We start from the raw sequence: 18125 nt of genomic DNA, 5'->3' as shown, positions 1-18125 counted from the left end.
GCAGCGAGAACTCACCGTTCGGCTCGTGCTGCGGGAGGGGCAGGGGTTTGAGTGAGTGTCAGGTCCATCATGCCTGCTCGGACGTGGTCTGCGGTAGGACGGAGCGCACGTCCGTTCGGGCTTGTCCGGGGTGGTGGCCTCCCCGCAGACTCGTCGTCATCCACTCTCCGGCGTCCGTGTCGGCATCCGTTCCCGGGTGTCGACGCGTTCGTCGTGCTGTCTCGTCGCGGGACGGGTGCAGGTGGGGGTGGGGAACGGAGGGGGATCGATGGATCAGGAGTTGGTCATGCGGGCGAGGGTCCAGTTGCTCGGTGCCAACCGGCGGGTGGTGGGCGGCGTCGAGGGGTTGCGGATCTACCGCCTGCTGACGCGGGTCGAGCCGGAGGTGTACGGGTCGAAGCTGGCGTACGTTCTGGTGGAGGCCAGCGCGTCGGCGCTGGTGCGGGAGCTGCCCGAGCAGCGGCTGGCCCTGTTGGACGAGGCGGTGGCGGTGGCCTCGGCCCTGGACAACGCAAATCCCTACCGGGCCAAGGTGCTGGCGAAGGCCTTTGCCGCCAGGCGGGAACTCGAGGGACCGCGGCCACACGGGATATGAGACCGGGGCCCCTGCGGTCTGTAAGGACTCAGGCGCCTACAGCAGGCAAGGGAGGGGCCGCGCGGTAAGGCGAGGCGTCCGCGGTGTCGGCGGCGGCGACCGGACTGTACGCCCCGAGGGACAAGCCTCGGAGCAGCACCGTTCACGCCCTGTCGGCGTCGCCTCGTCTGCCGGAGACGACTCGGTGGGAGAGTGCGGCGACGGCAGGCGGTGCCCGCTCAGCGGGCGGTGGCGAAGTCCTGGGTCCAGTAGGCGTCGGGCTGTGCGAGGCCGACGCCGATCTCCTTGAACGCACAGTTGAGGATGTTGGCCTTGTGGCCGGGGCTGGCCATCCAGGCGGCCATGACCTGCTCGGGGGAGGCGTAGCCGTAGGCCACGTTCTCGCCGTAGGTGCTCCAGGTGTATCCGGCGCGGGTGATCCGGTCGCCGGGGGAGGAGCCGTCGGACCCGGAGTGCGACATGTTCTGGTGAAGCGCCATGTCCTCACTGTGCGCCTGTGCGACCTTGGACAGGGTCGCGTTCACGGTCAGGGCCGAACAGCCGACCTTGCCGCGCTCGGCATTGACGAGTTCCACGATGCGAGCGACGACACCGGACGCCGTGGCCGTGGCCTTCGGGGTGCTCGACGGTTTGGGTGTCGCGGAGGCGGCGGACGTGGTGTTCCGGGGGCTCGGCGACGCGGTGGTGGGGGTGGGCTTGGCAACGGTGGTCCATGGGGTGTGCCAAGGTCGTGTGACCTTCGGTCTGGGCGCGGTGGTCTTCGTGGCGCGCGCGGGGGCGTGATGAGTCTTCGCGGAGGCGCTCGGAGTCTCCGTGGCGCTCGGAGCCGCCGACGCCGTCCACGAGGGCCTGCCGGCCTGGTGGTGGTTGGTGTTCCAGGGGCGGCCCCAGTTCGCGTCGTTCCACCAGCCCTTCGCGGTCCACGAGCCCTTCATGGCGGTGTTCTCGGCGTTGATGGACCGGTGTCCACCGCTGTCGGGCCAGTCGGTACAGGCCACAGCGGCGGACGGTATGCCAACGGTGCCCACGGCGAGGGCGGCGATGGCTATCTGTCGGTAATGCGTGTTCTTACGATGTCTACCCATGCGTAACCCGCTCCTGAGCTGCGGCGGCGTCCTGCGGGTCGTCATTCTGGGGACGCCTTCACATGGAGTGCAAAGGGCCTGCGTACTAGCGCGCATCGTAGACTCGGACCGCCCTTGCGAGGGGAGCGCGGCGCCCTGATCCGGCTTCCGGGGCCTCCGCGGGATTCTGCCGCCCCGTCAGAGTCCCTGCGTGTACGCGGAACGAACGAAGGCGACCCGCGGTCGGGGAACTGTGAATCCGGGCGCCACGCATGCGCACCCCAAGCCGGACAAATCTCTTATGTCATTAGAACGGCCTCTACTATCCGGCCCGCATAGGTCCCGGATCCATTGTGATGGATGTCACGGAATCTTGTATTCCGGTTCTGGCTGTCGCCGGCCTGGAAGCGGCCCCACGTCCGCGGCGGCCGAGGTGGGGTTCGGTGCGGGTGGCACCCCGATGCGCGTGCGGTGGGCGGTAGCCGTGAGAAGGGTTCACGGTCGCTCCGGCACATGCCGTGCCGTGCCGGGAGTACGGCACGGCGGACGCTGCCGGAAGAGGGAGGGGGCTGGGCTCCGGCTTGAGGCCGTCGGCGATCGGATGGACAGTGAGAATCATGAACCGGCACCGGCAGCCACCGCGGCGGGCTCCGTGGATCGCGGGCGGAGCGGCCGTGGTCGCCCTGGGGGGGGATTGGCGGCCTGGGCGCTGCTGTCGTCGGGCGGCGGCAGTGCCCCCACGCGACGTCGTCACCGACGGTGACGACGTCGCCGTCGGCGCCGAGTCCATCCCCGTCCCTCTCCCCCTCACCGCGGCCGTCGGCCCCGAGCTCGCCGGCCCCGGCGACGCCGATGCCCACGCACACCCCCGCGCCCAGGCCGACCCGGACCGTACCGCCGGTGCCGACCGCCACCCGGCCGGCGCCCCTCACCGCGTGGCGACGACCGGGACCCGGGCTCAGTAGCCGACGGTGAAGTGCTCGTCGATATGCCGGGGTTGTTCGATCTCGTCGAGCAGGGCGACGGCGTGGTCCTCGGCGGAGACGCGGCTGCTGCCGTCTTCGCCGACGATCAGGCCGTCCGTGGCGATGCGGTAGGTGCCGGTGCGCTCGCCCGGCTCGATCGTCGCGGCGGGGCTGAGGCTGGTCCACCGCTCGTCGCTGACGGTGCGGCAGAAGTCCAGGGCGTCCCCGTGGGCGTGCATGACACCGTCCAACTCGGCCCGCTCAAAAGGCAGTTGGAGGGGCGGATGCCTCTGACTGCCTCTGACTGCCTCTGAGTGACCCGGGTCGAACCGGGGTCGAATCCGGCGCCGGTCCGAGATCCTGGAAGTGATCCAGAGGGCCGCCGGGATGAAGCGGTCCCGGTTGATCGCGGGAGCCGCCGCCGATATCCCGTCGAAGTCGTCCGGGTAGCGCTGAGCCATCATCAGGCCCTGCCGCCCGCCGGTGGAGCAGCCGTTCCAGTACGAGTAGAAGGAGCGGCGGTCGTAGAACGCCGCTGTGAGCTGCTTGCCGATGACCGCGATGTCGTGCAGTGAACGGCCGGCGAAGTTCTCCAACAGCCCTGCGTTGTCCTGCCCTTGCGCATTCAGTGCCCAACTCGCCGGACTGAGGGCGTTCCGCCGAGGAGGGGGCTTGTGGCGGCTTCGCGCCGCTCGGCTATGCGCTGTGTTCGCTGTTGCCGGCGGCGGCGGTGTCCTGGTCGAGAGTGGCGGCCCAACTGGAGAGCAGTTTGAGGCTGTCGTGGGCGGGGGTTCCGGGTTCGGCGCTGAGGGCGGTGAGGGTGAGGCCGGGGTCGGTGGGGATGGGCATGGCCTCGAAGGGGAGGGCGAGTTCTCCGACTGCGGGGTGGTGGAAGTACTTGATGCCGGTCTGGTGGAGGCGTACGTCGTGGGCGGCCCACAGGGTGCGGAACTTCTCGCTGCGGGTGGAGAGTTCGCCGATGAGGTCGGTCAGGTCCCGGTTGTAGGGGTCGCGTCCCGCTTCGGTGCGCAGCAGCGCCACCGCGCCGGCCGCCTGGGCCTCCAGCTGGGGCAGGAAGTCGGCCGCGCCGGGGTTGAGGAACTCGTACCGGGCGAGGTTCACGGGCCGGGCCGGGTCGGCGAAGACCGGGGCGTACAGGGCGCGGCCGAGCCTGTTGGCGGCCAGGATGTCCAGGCGGCCGTTGCGGATGAAGGCGGGGGCCTCGGTCATCGCGTCGAGCAGGTGCTGCAGGCCGGGGCGGATCGGCTGGGCCCGGCGGCGGGGCGGGCGGCGGGTGGTGTTCGCGGTGCGCGCGAGGTCGTCGAGGTGGGCGCGTTCGGCCTCGTCGAGATGGAGGGCACGGGCGAGGGCGTCGAGGACGGTCTCGGAGACGCCGGAGAGGTTGCCGCGTTCCAGGCGGGCGTAGTACTCGGCGCTGACGCCGGCGAGCAGCGCGACTTCTTCCCTGCGCAGCCCTTCGACGCGCCGGTTGCCTGTGTAGGCGGGCAGTCCCGCCTGCTGGGGGGTGATCTTGGCACGGCGGCTGGTCAGGAACTCGCGTACCTCGCTCCGGTTGTCCATGCCTTCGAGGCTACGTCGGCTTGTTCGGTGCTGTCTCCGGCCGTGGGGTGTACTGGCAGTACACGTATCAACGAGTCCTTCCACGCGCGTATGACCTGGGGTTCCATCGGTAGTGACGCAAGCGGCACCAAGCCGGCCGGAGCGTCGTCCGGGCCGCCGCGGCAAGTGAGAGGACATGAACGATGACGGAGAAGAAGGCCCAGCCGGGCCCGCGCGAGCTGTTCGGGGACGTCGCTCCCGCACTGGCCGGCTACAGCGAGGACGTGCTGTTCGGGCAGGAGTGGAAGAGCCCGGAGCTGTCCCCGAGGGACCGCAGCCTGGTGACCGTGGCCAGCCTGATCACCAGCGGCAGCAGCGAGCAGCTCACCTTCCACATCCCCCTGGCCAGGAAGAACGGCGTAACCGAAGAGGAAATCATCGGGACGATCACCCACATGGCGTTCTACGCCGGGTGGCCCAGGGCGATGTCCGCCCTGAACGTGGCCCGGGAACTGTTCCGCAAGGCCTGACCCTTCTCACCCGCGGGTCTCACCCGCACCTCTCACCCGCACCTCTCACCCGCAGGTTCACCCACTACGGCCGCCCGTGGCGGCCGACGCGAGGAGCAAGCACCAGCATGGAGATCCTCAAGCAGCCCGCGACCATGAAGCTGCCTCCCCACATGTTCGCCGGCGACGTCTGGGCGGACGTGATCTACCGGGGTGAGGAGCCCTCCCGGGCACGGGCCAACCTGGTCCGCTTCGCGCCCGGTGCCCGTACCGCCTGGCACAGCCACGGTCTGGGCCAGACCCTGCACGTCGTGTCCGGAGTCGCCCTGGTCGGTACCCGGGACGGCGTGATCATCGAGGCCCACCCGGGCGACACCATCGGCTGCCCGCCCGGCGAGGAGCACTGGCACGGCGCTACTCCGGACCAGTTCATGGAACACATCGCGCTGTGGGAGGGCGACGAGGTCAACTGGCTGGAGCACGTCACCGACGCCGAGTACGGCGGCCCGCGCACCAGCACCCGCACCTCGCACTGATCACAGCCGACAGGAGTGTGAGCCTCGGCGTCGGCAGCGACCGGGGACGGCAGACCCATTCGGTGGCGGTGATCAATCCGGCGGGAGACCGGCGAGCGGAACCGCCGCCTGCCTCCCCGACAACGCCGTGACGGCCGAACCGACGCCGAGCGCCTCCGGCCGGATGACCTCGATGCGCTGCCCACGCCGTGGGGCGAGCCGGCGTAACGCCGACTCGTTCCCCTCGCCCGGCTCCGGCAGCCGGCACCCCACCCCGTTCGACCTTCCCCTCACTCTGGAATGAGCTATGCGCGCAACCGTGATCCACGCCTCCGGTGACATCCGGGTGGAGGACCTGCCCGAGCCGAAGATCCTCGCCCCCACCGACGCGGTCATCCGCACCGTCGCCGCCTGTGTGTGCGGCTCCGACCTGTGGGACTACCGCGGCATCAACGACGTCGTCCAGCCGACGCCGATGGGGCACGAGTACGTCGGCGTGGTCGAGGAGACCGGCGCCGGGGTGAAGGACATCAAGCCGGGGCAGTTCGTCATCGGTTCCTTCTTCGCCTCCGACAACACCTGTCCGATCTGCCGGGCCGGCTATCAGACCTCCTGCCCCCACCGGGAGTTCGTGGGCGGCTGCCAGGCCGAGTACATCCGGGTCCCGCTCGCCGACGGCACCCTGGTCGCCCTCCACGGGCAGCCCGAGGTGAAGTTCGTGCCGAGCCTGCTCGCCCTGTCCGACGTCATGGGCACCGGCTGGTACGGGGCCGTCGCCGCCGAGGTGAAGCCCGGCTCCACGGTGGTCGTGGTCGGCGACGGCGCGGTCGGCCTGTCCGGCGTCATCGCCGCCCGGGAACTCGGCGCCCAGCGGATCATCGCGATGAGCCGGCACGCCTCCCGGCAGCAGCTGGCGGCCGAGTTCGGTGCCACCGACATCGTCGCCGAGCGCGGCGAGGCGGGCGTCGCCCGGGTCAAGGAGCTCACCGGCGGCATCGGCGCCGACTCCGTCCTGGAGTGCGTAGGCACCCCGGAGTCGATGAGCCAGGCCATCCACTCCAGCCGCCCCGGCGGCAACGTCGGCTTCGTCGGCGTCCCGCACGACGTGGCCGTCGACGGCGAGGAGCTGTTCTACTCCCACGTCGCCCTGCGCGGCGGCCCCGCACCGGTGCGGCACTTCCTGCCCGACCTGATCGAACGCGTCCTCGACGGCCGTATCGAGCCCGGCAAGGTCTTCGACCTGACCCTGCCGCTGGACGAGGCCGCCGAGGGATACCGCGCCATGGACGAGCGCCGCGCCATCAAGACGCTGCTGCGCCCCTGACACACCGGCCGGCCACCGTCCACGTACACGATTGGAACCACACCCCATGAACCCGACGTACGACTTCCATGACCAGGTGGCCCTCGTCACCGGCGCGGCCTCCGGCATGGGCCTGGCCACCGCCCGGGCCTTCACCGAGGCCGGCGCCGCCGTCGTCCTGGCCGACATCGACGAGAAGGCCGTCCAGCGCGCCGCCGAGGAACTGACGGCAGCCGGTCACCGGGCGATCGGTGTCGCCTGCGACGTCACGGACGAGGGGCAGGCGGCCGCGATGGTCGACCGCGCGGTGGCGACGTACGGCCGTCTGGACATGGCGTTCAACAACGCCGGTGTGCAGGTCCCGCCCAGTGACGCGGCCGACGAGACGGCCGAGAACTTCGACCACGTCAACGCCGTCAACCTGCGCGGCGTCTGGGCCGCCCAGAAGCACGAACTGCGCCAGATGCGGCAGCAGGGCAGCGGCGCCATCGTCAACTGCTCCTCCCTGGGCGGCCTCGTGGGTCTGCCGGAGCGTGCCGCCTACCACGCGTCCAAGCACGGCGTGATCGGCCTGACCAAGAGCGCCGCGGTCGAGTACGCGCCCAAGGGCATCCGCATCAACGCGGTGTGCCCCGGCGTGATCGACACCCCGATGGTCGCCGACATGCTCGAAGGCCAGGCCGAGGCCATGGCCGAGATCATGAAGCAGCAGCCGATCGGACGGCTCGGCCGGGCCGACGAGATCGCCGCGGCCGTCCTGTGGCTGTGCAGCCCCGCAGCGAGCCTCGTCCTCGGCGTCGCCCTGCCGGTCGACGGCGGATACACCACGAGCTGATCAGCCGCCGTTCCCCGCGTGCGGCCGAGGCCAGGACGGCATGGACGCGACGTCGTTGCTTCCCTGCTGCCGCCTTCCATGCCGTCGGCCTCGGCCCGACCGCGGCACGATTGCGTCCCCCGCTCCCGCGTTCCAGGAGATCACCCGTCATGTCCGTCCCACTCGCCACGTCGCCGTCCACCCCCGGTGACGTCGCCGGTTCGCACGGCGTGGCCAACGCCGCGCTCGCGGCCGCCGTGCTGGGCTTCTTCGTCATCACCCTGGACGCCACGGTCGTCAACGTCGCCCTGCCCGCCATCCGCGACGACTTCGGCAATGGGATGACCGGGCTCCAGTGGGTGCTGGACAGCTACACGCTCATGTTCGCCGCGCTGCTGCTGTCCTCCGGAGCCGTCAGCGACCGCATCGGCGCTCACCGTGCCTTCGGCACCGGCATGGCCGTGTTCGTCGCCGCTTCGGTGGCGTGCGGCCTGGCACCGAACGTGGGCGTGCTGATCGCCGCCCGCGCGGTGCAGGGAGCGGGCGCCGCGACGATGCTGCCCGCCTCGCTGTCCCTCATCCGCGAGGCGTTCCCGGACCCGGTCCGGCGCGCGCGGGCCATCGCGGTGTGGACCATCGCCGGGTCCGTCGCCGCCGCGGCCGGACCTGTCTCCGGCGGTGCCCTGTCCCTGGCCAGCTGGCGGATGATCTTCTTCATCAACCTGCCCGTCGGCGTCGCGGCGCTGTTCCTGCTGGCCCGTGCCGTGCGCTCCCCGCGTCGGCCGGTGCCGTTCGACCGGACGGGGCAGGTCGCCGCAGTGGTCGCCCTGGGCGCGCTCACCTTCGCCACGATCGAGGCCGGCGCCGAGGGCTTCGGCGCTCCGAGGGTGCTCGTCGCCTTCGCGGTGGCGGCCCTGGCAGCGGCCGCCTTCGGTGTAGCCCAGGTACGCGGCAAGCACCCCATGGTGCCGATGGACCTCCTCCGCTCGCGCACGATGCGGATCGCCTCCGCCAACGGCTTCGCGTTCATCGCCGGCCTGAACGGCACGGTCTTCCTCTACAGCCTCTACCTCCAGCAGGAACGAGGGCTGTCCGCGCTCGCCGTGGGTGTCGTCTTCCTGCCCATGGCCGCGCTCTCCGCCTTCCTGGGCGTGCCCACGGCCCGGCTCACGAAGCGGTACGGCCCGTCCGTGCCCATCGTCGGCGGTTTCCTCCTGATGGGCGCGAGCATGGTCGTGCTGGCCGTTCTCCCGGCCTCCGCGCCCGTCTGGCTGATCACCGTGGTGATGATCCCGGTCGGTTGCTGCGGGCCGTTGGCCATGCAGCCGACCACCGGCCTGCTCCTGGAGAACGTCCCGGCCCACCGCTCCGGCGTGGCCGGCGCGGTGTTCAACACCAGCCGCCAGGTCGGCGGCGCCCTGGCCGTGGCCGCCTTCGGAGCCCTCCTCACAAGCCGGAGGGACCCCCTGCCGGGGCTCCGCGCAAGCCTGTTGATCGCCGCCGTACTCGTCATCGCCACCGCGACCGCGAACGTTCTCCGCGAGCGGCGCGGCGCCCTGAACCGGTGACCCCGGCACCGGTCCAACCCGTCCGGGGCACCCCTACCGCACACGGAGACCTCACGATGAGCACCTGGAACCAGGCGCAGCTGAGCTCGTTCGCAGCCGCCGACGACCTGCACATCTCGCCGTACCGCGAGGACGGCCGCACCTACGGCACACCGACCTGGATCTGGTCCGTCGTCTCGGGCGGCGACCTCTACGTCCGCCCCTACAACGGCCCCGACTCCCGCTGGTACCGGGCGGCGCTGTCCCAGAAGGCCGGACGCATCCGCATCGCGGGCGCCGAGCACGAGGTCGCCTTCGTGCCAGCGGACGACACCGTTCTCGACGCGGTCGACGACGCCTACCGCACCAAGTACGCCGCCAGCCCCTACCTGGAGCCGATGCTGCACACCGGACCCCGCTCGACCACCGTCCGCATCACCCCTGCCGCGTAGGCGTGGAGGAGGGCCATCGTGGAGTACACCCGTCTCGGCACCACCGGCCTGAAGGTGAGCCGACTCGCCCTCGGCTGCATGAGCTACGGCGACCCGACCGTCCCCCGTGCCCACCCCTGGGCGCTGACCGAGGACAGGGCCGCGCCGTTCTTCCGACAGGCCGTCGAACTCGGCATCACCTTCTGGGACACCGCCAACGTCTACCAGGCGGGCACCTCCGAGGAGTTCGTCGGCCGTGCGATCCGCGAGTTCTCCCGCCGCGAGGACATCGTCCTGGCCACCAAGGTGCGCGGCCCGATGCACGACGGTCCCGGCGGCGAAGGCCTGTCCCGCAAGGCGATCCTCGAACAGGTCGACGCCTCCCTGGCCCGGCTGGCCACGGACTACATCGACCTCTACCAGATCCACCGCTTCGACGACGACGTCCCGGTCGAGGAGACGATGGAGGCCCTGCACGACGTGGTCAAGGCGGGCAAGGTCCGCTACCTCGGTGCCTCGTCGATGTACGCCTGGCAGTTCGCCAAGCTCCAGCACGCCGCCGACCTCGGCGGCTGGACCCGCTTCGTGTCCATGCAGAACCAGTACAACCTCCTGCGCCGCCAGGACGAGCCCGAACTCATGGCCATGTGCGGCGACATGGGTGTCGGACTGGTGCCCTACTCCCCGAACGGCAAGGGCCGCCTCGCCCGCCCCGTCGGCGAACAGAGCACTCGCTCCTCCACCGACCACGTCGTCCAGGCCTTCGACAGCGAGTACGACGAACCGGTCATCAACGCCGTGCAGCGGCTCGCCGAAGCCCGCGGCGTCCCCATGGCCCAGATCGCCCTCGCCTGGGTGCTGCGCAACCCGCTGGTCTCGGCTCCCATCGTCGGAGCCACCAAGCCCCACCACCTCCAGCAGGCAGTGGACGCCCTCGCCCTCCACCTTGCGGACGAGGAAGCGGCAGCGCTGGAGGAGCCCTACACCAACGCCGGGCCCTCCTGGTTCTGACCACGGGACCACGGCCGAGCTCCTCAGCATCAGAAAGGCGTACAGAACCTCATGCAGTACCGCGCCCTCGGCAACTCCGGCCTCGCCGTCTCCAGGCTGGCGTTCGGCACGATGAACTTCGGCACCGAGAACACCGAGGAAGAGTCGTTCGCGCTGCTCGACGCCTTCATCGAGGCCGGCGGCAACATGATCGACACCTCCGACGTCTACGGCGGCGGCCTCTCCGAGCAGATCATCGGCCGCTGGTTCGCCGCCCGCCCGCGCGAGATCACCGATCGTGTCGTGCTCACGACCAAGGGCCGTTTCACCACCGGCCCCGACGTCAACGACCTCGGCCTGTCCCGCCGCCACCTCCACCGCGCACTGGACGCCTCCCTGGGCCGGCTCGGCGTGGAGACGATCGACCTCTACCAGATGCACGGCTGGGACGCGCACACCCCCGTGGAGGAGACCCTCTCCTTCCTCGACGACGCCGTCCGTGCCGGAAAGATCCAGTACGCGGGTCTGTCGAACTTCACCGGATGGCAGCTCCAGTTGACCGTCTCCACCGCCAAGGCGATGGGCGTCCACGTCCCGCTCACCCTTCAGCAGCAGTACAGCCTGCTGTCCCGCGAGAGCGAGTACGAGATGGTCCCCGCCGCCCTGCACAACAAGATCGGCCTGCTGCCCTGGTCGCCGCTGGCAGGCGGCTTCCTCGCGGGGAAGTACACGCGCGGCGTCACCCCGGCCCCGGACACCCGTGCCGGGTCCGCGAACGAGCTGTACCAGTGGGTGTCGGCCGAGTACGCGTCCTCGGACCGCAACTGGGCCACCATCGACGAGGTCGTCCGCATCGCCAAGGAGAGCGGCGCGACTCCCGCCCAGGTCGCCCTGAGCTGGATCGCCAACCGCCCCGGCGTGGTCGCCCCCATCTTCGGCGCCCGCACCCTGGAACAGCTCCGCGACAGCCTGGGCGCCGTCACCCTCACCCTGGACGTCGAGGCCACCGCCGCCCTCGACAAGGTCAGCACCCCCACCCCGGGCGGCTACCCCTACGGTGCCTTCGGCACCAGCCAGCGCGACCGCCGGCTCCAGGGCGGCGCCCAAGCTCTCGGTGACCTGATCGGCAACGGCTCCGACCACCCCACCGGGCGCCTGTAGATCAAAGGTCTGTACTCCAGGAACGACGACCGGCCGTCAGGCTCCGAGAGAGCCGGACGGCCGGTCGCGTCGTCCCCGCGCGATGAGGACGCGTTGCCGTTCGAGGAGGGGCCCATGCGGATCCGGCCTGCCGGGCCGGGGCCGGCATTCGCCAAGGGGTGTCCTGCCGGCGCGCGGCGCACGTGTCGCGTCAAGGTGATGACGTCCCGGCCCATATGCCGGGACGTCGGCCGGCGCGAGTGACGCTGCGCGAGCCGTTCGTGGACCGGGGCGTGCCGCCGACGGCAATTGGTGCAGGTCGGCAGCATGATCAGACATCATGCGGCCGGGTTGCGTGAGCGGCTGCCGCAGTCGAGGGGTGGTCACCGGCAGGTGCTGGTCTGCATGTGGTGCACCGCCCCAACGGCTCCTGGTCGGCACGAGACGGTCGGCACAGGCGGGTCCGGTTGTCGTTCCGGGGGCGGCGGCGCGGCCATGGGAGGCTCGGGCGGCCGGTGCGCTCCGTGCTAGCGTAGAGCGTTTGCAGCATCGCTGTGTCGGTGCCCGGTGCGGGGTCCCTGGCCGGCGGCCGCGTCCCTGCCGCGCCTTCCTCGGTACGGTCCCTTTGGAGGAAGGCTTTCTATGAGCGAATCAGCACGGGTCGATGCCCAGCAGCAGGACGAGGTGTCGGGCGCCACCGCGGCTCTGCCCCCGGCGGCGTCCTTCGCGGAGCTGGGGCTGCCGGCCGAGATCCTGCGGGTGCTCGCCGAGCACGGTGTGACGGTGCCCTTCCCCATCCAGGCGGCGGCCCTGCCCAACGCGCTCGCGGGACGGGACGTCCTGGGCCGGGGCCGCACCGGATCCGGCAAGACGCTCGCCTTCGGCCTGGGAATGCTCGCCCGGACGGCCGGGCGGCGCGCACAGCCCAAGGAGCCGCTGGCGCTCGTTCTGGTACCCACCAGGGAGCTGGCGCAGCAGGTCGGTGAGGTACTAGCGCCGTACGCCGAAGCGCTGCGGGTGCGGCTCGCGACCGTGGTGGGCGGAGTGTCCCTCGGACGGCAGGCCGCCGCGCTGCGGGACGGCGCCGAGATCGTCGTCGCCACGCCCGGCCGACTGCGCGACCTCGTCGACCGCAAGGGCTGCCGGCTGGGACGGGTGCGCATCACGGTCCTCGACGAGGCCGACCAGATGTGTGACATGGGGTTCCTGCCGCAGGTCACCGAGATACTGGACCAGGTGCGTCCCGACGGGCAGCGCATGCTGTTCTCCGCCACCCTGGACCGCGACGTCGACCAGCTGGTGCAGGACTACCTGCGCGACCCCGCCGTCCACTCCGTGGACCCCTCGTCCAGCGCGGTCTCCACGATCGAGCACCACGTCTTCGTCGTGCACGGTCCCGACCGGTACGCCGTGACCACGGAGATCGCCGCCCGGGACGGCCGCGTCCTGCTGTTCCTGGACACCAAGCACGGTGTCGACCAGCTCACGCGGCATCTGCGGGCCAGCGGTGTGGCGGCCGCCGCCCTGCACAGCGGGAAGTCCCAGCCGCAGCGCACCCGGACCCTGGCCCAGTTCAGGGACGGGCAGGTCAGTGCCCTGGTGGCGACGAACGTCGCCGCACGCGGCCTGCACGTCGACGATCTCGACCTCGTGGTCAATGTCGACCCGTCCGCCGACCCCAAGGACTATCTGCACCGCGCGGGCCGCACCGCCCGGGCCGGCCGCTCCGGCACCGTCGTGACACTCGTCCTCCCGGGACAGCGCCGCGAGACGAGCCAGGTCATGGCCGACGCCGATGTCACCCCCAAGGTCACCAAAGTCCGGTCCGGAGAGGCGGAGCTGAGCCGCATCACGGGCGCCAAGGCCCCCTCCGGAAATCCTCTCGACCGCGGGGCGGCCGCACCGCGCCCCAAGAACCACAACGCCCCGTTCCGTGGCCTGGGCAGCACCAAGGACGCGAAGGGCGGCTCCGGTGGCAGGCCGTCCCGTAAGAGCAGCGAGGCCCGCAAGCTCGCCGAGGCCCGCGAGGCGGCCCGGGTGCGGCGCGGCGGCTGAGCCCGGCTTCCCGGACGGCGCTCAAGGATTGGCGCCGTCCAGAGCCGCTGGCTAATCCCTCCAGGTGTGGAACTGGAAGCGGCCACCGACGAATCCCGCCGGTACCGGCGCGCGGGTGACAAAGATCGCCTTGACCGCACGCGGCTGAGCTGACGTCGGCAGGCCGAGGGCGGCCGCCACCTTGTCGGCGTAAGGTGCGAGGTCGTCGAGTTTCCGCTGGAGCTGCGTCGCGTAACACGGTTTTCGGCGGCGGACGTAGAAGCCGACCAACCAGGTCCGGCCGGCCGACACCCACGATCAAGCCGCGGCCTGCACGTTCGCCCACGTCACCCCTGCACCAGCTGACCTGGTCACCTTCTGCGAGAGCATCGGCGATGTCACCTGGGCGGACGTCGGCAGCGGCTACTTCCTCGATCCGGCCGGTGACGTCCTGCTGCGGCTCCAGGAGTACGGCGTTGTCGACGTCATCCCTCGATCGAAGGTCAGTGGTAGGCAGGCGTTGCAGATGACGCTCCTCGGCCCCGGAGGACGCGCGCCGATTGATTGACCGTCCTGGGCCGGACAGGAAATCCTCCGGTCACGCTCCGGTGCCCACCGAGCAGAGCGGGTGGGTTCACCGCGAACGTGCCATGCCGCGAGACGCCCAGCGCTGTGGCGCACGGCGAGTTGTGCGCCATGGGTTGACGCACTCACAGCTACTGCATACCTTGCCTTTTGCAGAATCTGAATGAAACGTTTCAAATGGGATTCGAACCGTCACTCATCCCTCCTGGCCTGCGCGTTCTTCGCTGAGCGCCGCTGACCTGAGAGCCGCCAAGGCAGCATTCGAACCTCGGAGTCTCAATGATCATTTCCGGCAGAAGATGTCGGCCCCGCAGACGCGGTTGGGCCGGTGCGACGTTCGCTCTGGGCCTTGCCCTCATCGTGGCCACGCTCACCCAGCCCGTGGCCGTGTCCGCCGCGGAACACACCACTCAGACCAGGACACCCCAGGTCACGACCGACTGGCGACAGTACGTCCAGACCCCGAAGCACTCCGACGTCTGCCCGGTTTCCGTGGTCAGCACGACAGGCCCGGTCGAAGGCGCCCGGAACCTTCTGTGCGGCGGCACCGGCAGCACGACGCTGACCTACACCGCCGGGGGAGAAGCGCCCACCATCCTTCTTGACTACGGCCAAGAGACGGGCGGCCTGCCCTACTTCACCGTCTCCGCCAAGTCCGGTTCCCCGACTCTGAAGGCCGCGTACAGCGAGGGCCGGGAGTACATGAGCCCGTCGGGTGACGGGGCGGCGCCGTGGGCGGACGGCGACAGTTCACGGTTCGACACCTACCCGGTCTCCGGACCGGGCACGATCACCAACCGCTACGCGCAAGGAGGCGAGCGGTACGAGCAGATAACGCTGTCCGACCCAGGCCGCGTCACGCTCGGCAAGGTCGGAATCAAGTACATCGCCGACCGAACTCAGGCGAGCGGATACCAAGGTCACTTCCTGTCGAGTTCGGACGAGCTGAACAAGATCTGGTACGCCGGGGCCTACACCTTGCAGACCGATCTCGTCCCGGCCAACTCGCTTCCCGGGAGCTGGTCGATCCAGGACGGTGCGTTGAGTGCCGGCGGTTCGAGAGTGAACGACGGTGCCGGCGTCCTGAATCGCGGCTCATCCTGGAGTGACTACACGTCGACCTTCCGGACCAGGATTCTCCACAACCAGGCTGGGTGGATGGCCCGCGCGCAGAACTCGCAGAACGGCTACCTGTTCATCCTCGACGACAGCACCGACACCGGCGGCGCCCCGAACACCCTGCAGGAACTCAGCGTCCACGACGGCGCCTACACAAGCCTCGGCTCCGTGGCTCTGCCGTCGCCCTTGACCGAGGGCACCTGGCACACGGTGGCCACCACGGTGTCCGGAACCGGCATCTCGATCCTGCTGGACGGCCAGCCGATCGATCACGTCGACACTTCGGCACTGCCCGCCGACGCTGTGGCCTTTCCAAGCGGAACCATCGGCTTTCGTGAGTTCGGCGACGAGGAGGCGTCCTTCAAGGACCTCACTGTCGTCAGCGGCAACGGCAAGACGCTCTACAGCAATCCGCTGACCGCGTCCGCCTCCCTCCCCGACTTCACTCCGCCCGGATCCAACGCGGTGGCATCGGTTCTCGACGGCGCGCGGCGCGACCGCGCGATCTGGAGCGGTGACATCCTGGTGGAGGGCCTCACGGACTACTACTCCGTGAACAATCCGGAGTACATCAAACAGTCGCTGGACCTGCTGGGCAGCCGACAGCTCTCCAGTGGATTCGTCCCCGGCGCTCTCCACCCGGCGAGCGTCGCGCACCTCGGCCCCCTCACTCCGGGCGAGACGGCCAGCTACTCCGCCACGTATTCCATGTACTTCGTTGCGGATCTGGCGAGTTACTACCTCCACACCGGCGACAAGGACTTCGTCACCAAGGAATGGCCCGTCGTCCAGCGTGAACTCGCGTGGAACGCGACCAGGTTGGACGGGAACGGCCTGCTCTCGACCCGCGCCGGTGTCGACGGTGCGGATTGGGACTTCTACGACACCGACAAGGGCGGCGAGGTCTCGGCCTACAACATCCTCTACTACAAGGCACTGTTGGACGGCGCGGCACTGGCCACAGCGGCCGGAGACACCTCACAAGCCGCTGCCTACCAGGCCGATGCCGGGGCGTTGCAGAAGCGGATCAACGAACGTCTCTACGACCCGACGAGCGGCCTCTACAAGATCAGCGACACCCAGTCCGGCGTCGCGCAGGACGCCAACGCTCTGGCGGTCCTGTACGGAGTTGCCCCGGCCGCGAAGCAGGCGGAGATCCTGTCCGAGCTCAAGTCTTCGCTGTGGAGCACCCCTTACGGACCGCATCCCTTCTCTTCCGACGCCGGCAACAGGGACCTGGTCAGTCCCTTCGTCAGCGGGTTCGAACTCCAGGCGCGTCTGGCGGCCGGGGATACCGCCAACGCACAGGAGCTCCTGCACGACGTGTGGGGTCACATGATCGCTCCCGGCCCGAACCAGACCGGGACCATGTGGGAGAACATCTCCGGCCAAGACGGCGCACCGGGCCTCGGGTCGGGAGCGAGCTTGTCCCACGGTTGGTCCACGGCCCCGACGTCCGCGCTGTCCGGCTACGTCCTGGGAGTTCGTCCGGACACGGCGGGCTACAGCACCTGGACGGTGCAGCCCCACCCCGGAGACCTCGCCTGGACCCGGGGGAATGTTCCCACCCCGCACGGAGACCTCAGCGTCGACTGGACCGCGAACAAGGACAAGAACCAGTTCAGCCTGACCGTCAACACCCCCAAGGGGACGAGCGGCACCATCGCCGTCCCGGTCTCCGGCCGGACCGGAACCGTTGTGGTCAACGGTGACGTGGTCTGGCGCCACGGATCCTTCGCCGCTGCGGCGGGAGTCACCCAAGGGCAGTTCGAATCCGGCTATGTCCACCTGAAGGTAAAGGGCCACGGCACCTTCAAGGTGACCTCACACTAGGGCCACGCAGCCGGCGCCACCCAGCGACATGTCGAGCCCGGGGATGTGTGGAGCCCGGGAGCGTGTGACCTGCACCGGCTGACGGTGCAGGTCACAACTGGGCTTGATCTGCTGTGACGGACATCGGAGATCAGGGGTTCTGTCTCGGAAGGATGTCCGTCATGGAGAAGCGGGCCACGGCAGAACCGGCGGACCTGTCCATTTGCACGGTGCCCCATGGCGGCCGTGGGCCGAGACGCCTTCCTATCCGTTGTCCGGACCTGGCCGGTCGGTGTCGGCGGAGGGCGTGCCGGGTTTCGTGTGCAGGATCTCGCGGGCCTGTTCCGCCGCGCGGGCAAGACTCTCGCTGACGAAGTCGAGGAAGCGGGCGACGTTCTCCAGGCGGTTGGCGGCCGGGGTGCCGGGGACGAGGACGTCGACGCCCTGCCGTGCGATCTCGACGACCCGGGCGTTGGCCCGGACGCTCGCCATCATCGACTGGTACCAGATGTCGTCGTCGACGATGTAGCGCTCACGGCGGCCTTCGCCCTGTTCCCGGCGGGCGAGGCTCTGGCTCTCCAGGAACGCGATCGCCTTGGAGACGGAGGCGGGGCTGACCTCGAGGCGCTCGACGAGTTCGGATGCGGTGAGGCTGCCGGTGTCGGTGAGGGTGATGGAGGCCATCACCCGGGCCGGCATCGCGGTCATGCCCGAAGCCATCATGACGGCGGTCAGCGTCTCCTCGTACTCCCGCACGGCCTCGGGATCGCGTCCGTAGGCCGGCACGGGTGTCCCGGTCCCTCGGCGCGTGGTCTGCCTGCGCCGGTGGGCACGGCGTTCGGTGGCGCGGTGGGCCAGGTCGGCGCGGTAGGCGGTGGGGCCGCCGTTGCGCATCACCTCACGGGTGACCGTCGAGGTCGGACGGTCGAGGCGGCGGGCGATCTCGGCGTAGGCGAGGTCGTCGGCCAGTCCCAGCGCGATCTGCTGGCGTTCCTGCTGGGTGAGCCTGCCTCCCGGCATCGCGGTCTCCTTCGTGCCCCTCGGTGGTCCCTGCTGCCCCCAGAGTAGCGTTCACTCTCAGCCCATTGCAATGGATGACATCTTCGTTGCGTTAACCTCAACGGTCAGTGCAACACTTTCTC

At 70.0% G+C, this 18125-nt stretch carries 17 protein-coding genes; 13 read left to right on the top strand and 4 right to left on the bottom strand.

Annotated elements, in window-relative coordinates:
* Window positions 1-268: 268 nt before the first annotated feature.
* Complete coding sequence (locus AB0472_RS31655) at window positions 269-595, top strand: hypothetical protein (RefSeq protein WP_366361464.1); 327 nt, start codon at window positions 269-271, stop codon at window positions 593-595.
* 218 nt (window positions 596-813) lie between these two features.
* On the opposite strand, the gene AB0472_RS31650 is transcribed toward AB0472_RS31655, so the two are convergent.
* On the bottom strand, window positions 814-1170 hold the full coding sequence (locus AB0472_RS31650) for a CAP domain-containing protein (RefSeq protein WP_366361463.1): 357 nt from the start codon (window positions 1168-1170) through the stop codon (window positions 814-816).
* A 1-nt stretch (window position 1171) separates the two neighbouring features.
* On the opposite strand from AB0472_RS31650, the gene AB0472_RS31645 reads away from it, so the two are divergent.
* Window positions 1172-1378 carry a hypothetical protein gene (locus AB0472_RS31645; protein WP_366361461.1) on the top strand — a complete coding sequence of 69 codons (207 nt, stop codon included), beginning with the start codon at window positions 1172-1174 and terminating at the stop codon, window positions 1376-1378.
* A gap of 1012 nt (window positions 1379-2390) precedes the next feature.
* Window positions 2391-2624 (top strand): hypothetical protein, encoded by a 234-nt coding sequence (locus tag AB0472_RS31640; protein WP_366361459.1) that lies wholly within the window; start codon window positions 2391-2393, stop codon window positions 2622-2624.
* Here AB0472_RS31640 and AB0472_RS31635 read toward each other — a convergent pair.
* Window positions 2618-3253 (bottom strand): tannase/feruloyl esterase family alpha/beta hydrolase, encoded by a 636-nt coding sequence (locus AB0472_RS31635; RefSeq protein ID WP_366361617.1) that lies wholly within the window; start codon window positions 3251-3253, stop codon window positions 2618-2620. The genes AB0472_RS31640 and AB0472_RS31635 overlap by 7 nt on opposite strands.
* A gap of 67 nt (window positions 3254-3320) precedes the next feature.
* Window positions 3321-4205: a helix-turn-helix transcriptional regulator gene (locus AB0472_RS31630; RefSeq protein ID WP_366361457.1), complete on the bottom strand. Its 885-nt coding sequence runs from the start codon at window positions 4203-4205 to the stop codon at window positions 3321-3323.
* 182 nt (window positions 4206-4387) lie between these two features.
* On the opposite strand from AB0472_RS31630, the gene AB0472_RS31625 reads away from it, so the two are divergent.
* From AB0472_RS31625 to AB0472_RS31580, 10 genes are all read left to right on the top strand, one after another.
* Window positions 4388-4714: a carboxymuconolactone decarboxylase family protein gene (locus tag AB0472_RS31625; protein ID WP_366361455.1), complete on the top strand. Its 327-nt coding sequence runs from the start codon at window positions 4388-4390 to the stop codon at window positions 4712-4714.
* Window positions 4715-4821: 107 nt separating this feature from the next.
* Entirely contained in the window at window positions 4822-5229 is a 408-nt protein-coding gene (locus AB0472_RS31620) for a cupin domain-containing protein (RefSeq protein WP_366361453.1), read from the top strand.
* 286 nt (window positions 5230-5515) lie between these two features.
* Window positions 5516-6532, top strand: a complete 1017-nt coding sequence (locus tag AB0472_RS31615) for a zinc-dependent alcohol dehydrogenase family protein (RefSeq protein ID WP_366361451.1) — start codon at window positions 5516-5518, stop codon at window positions 6530-6532.
* A gap of 46 nt (window positions 6533-6578) precedes the next feature.
* A complete protein-coding gene (locus AB0472_RS31610) occupies window positions 6579-7346 on the top strand; it encodes a glucose 1-dehydrogenase (RefSeq protein ID WP_366361449.1) in 768 nt (255 codons plus the stop codon).
* Between the two features lie 149 nt (window positions 7347-7495).
* Window positions 7496-8893 carry an MFS transporter gene (locus tag AB0472_RS31605; protein ID WP_366361447.1) on the top strand — a complete coding sequence of 466 codons (1398 nt, stop codon included), beginning with the start codon at window positions 7496-7498 and terminating at the stop codon, window positions 8891-8893.
* Window positions 8894-8949: 56 nt separating this feature from the next.
* On the top strand, window positions 8950-9324 hold the full coding sequence (locus tag AB0472_RS31600) for a DUF2255 family protein (protein ID WP_366361445.1): 375 nt from the start codon (window positions 8950-8952) through the stop codon (window positions 9322-9324).
* A gap of 18 nt (window positions 9325-9342) precedes the next feature.
* Window positions 9343-10314, top strand: coding sequence for an aldo/keto reductase (locus AB0472_RS31595; RefSeq protein ID WP_366361443.1), 972 nt, complete (start codon window positions 9343-9345; stop codon window positions 10312-10314).
* 51 nt (window positions 10315-10365) lie between these two features.
* On the top strand, window positions 10366-11454 hold the full coding sequence (locus tag AB0472_RS31590; protein WP_366361441.1) for an aldo/keto reductase: 1089 nt from the start codon (window positions 10366-10368) through the stop codon (window positions 11452-11454).
* A gap of 621 nt (window positions 11455-12075) precedes the next feature.
* Entirely contained in the window at window positions 12076-13488 is a 1413-nt protein-coding gene (locus tag AB0472_RS31585) for a DEAD/DEAH box helicase (protein ID WP_366361440.1), read from the top strand.
* A 924-nt stretch (window positions 13489-14412) separates the two neighbouring features.
* Window positions 14413-17004, top strand: a complete 2592-nt coding sequence (locus AB0472_RS31580) for an alpha-L-rhamnosidase C-terminal domain-containing protein (RefSeq protein ID WP_366361438.1) — start codon at window positions 14413-14415, stop codon at window positions 17002-17004.
* Window positions 17005-17247: 243 nt separating this feature from the next.
* On the opposite strand, the gene AB0472_RS31575 is transcribed toward AB0472_RS31580, so the two are convergent.
* The gene (locus AB0472_RS31575; protein ID WP_366361436.1) at window positions 17248-18003 is read right to left on the bottom strand and encodes a helix-turn-helix domain-containing protein; all 756 of its coding nucleotides are present in this window, start codon (window positions 18001-18003) and stop codon (window positions 17248-17250) included.
* Between the last annotated feature and the right edge of the window lie 122 nt (window positions 18004-18125).

The organism is Streptomyces sp. NPDC086777 (genome assembly GCF_040702065.1).
GTDB lineage: Bacteria > Actinomycetota > Actinomycetes > Streptomycetales > Streptomycetaceae > Streptomyces.
This window is presented reverse-complemented; position numbering and strand designations above follow the sequence as displayed.

Bases quoted from the DNA above. Each gene is read 5' to 3' on its own strand.
- AB0472_RS31615 (WP_366361451.1), top strand. From the start codon at position 5,516: ATGCGCGCAACCGTGATCCACGCCTCCGGTGACATCCGGGTGGAGGAC.
- AB0472_RS31655 (WP_366361464.1), top strand. From the start codon at position 269: ATGGATCAGGAGTTGGTCATGCGGGCGAGGGTCCAGTTGCTCGGTGCC.
- AB0472_RS31575 (WP_366361436.1), bottom strand. From the start codon at position 18,003: ATGCCGGGAGGCAGGCTCACCCAGCAGGAACGCCAGCAGATCGCGCTG.
- AB0472_RS31610 (WP_366361449.1), top strand. From the start codon at position 6,579: ATGAACCCGACGTACGACTTCCATGACCAGGTGGCCCTCGTCACCGGC.
- AB0472_RS31630 (WP_366361457.1), bottom strand. From the start codon at position 4,205: ATGGACAACCGGAGCGAGGTACGCGAGTTCCTGACCAGCCGCCGTGCC.
- AB0472_RS31600 (WP_366361445.1), top strand. From the start codon at position 8,950: ATGAGCACCTGGAACCAGGCGCAGCTGAGCTCGTTCGCAGCCGCCGAC.
- AB0472_RS31605 (WP_366361447.1), top strand. From the start codon at position 7,496: ATGTCCGTCCCACTCGCCACGTCGCCGTCCACCCCCGGTGACGTCGCC.
- AB0472_RS31585 (WP_366361440.1), top strand. From the start codon at position 12,076: ATGAGCGAATCAGCACGGGTCGATGCCCAGCAGCAGGACGAGGTGTCG.
- AB0472_RS31645 (WP_366361461.1), top strand. From the start codon at position 1,172: ATGCGAGCGACGACACCGGACGCCGTGGCCGTGGCCTTCGGGGTGCTC.
- AB0472_RS31625 (WP_366361455.1), top strand. From the start codon at position 4,388: ATGACGGAGAAGAAGGCCCAGCCGGGCCCGCGCGAGCTGTTCGGGGAC.
- AB0472_RS31590 (WP_366361441.1), top strand. From the start codon at position 10,366: ATGCAGTACCGCGCCCTCGGCAACTCCGGCCTCGCCGTCTCCAGGCTG.
- AB0472_RS31620 (WP_366361453.1), top strand. From the start codon at position 4,822: ATGGAGATCCTCAAGCAGCCCGCGACCATGAAGCTGCCTCCCCACATG.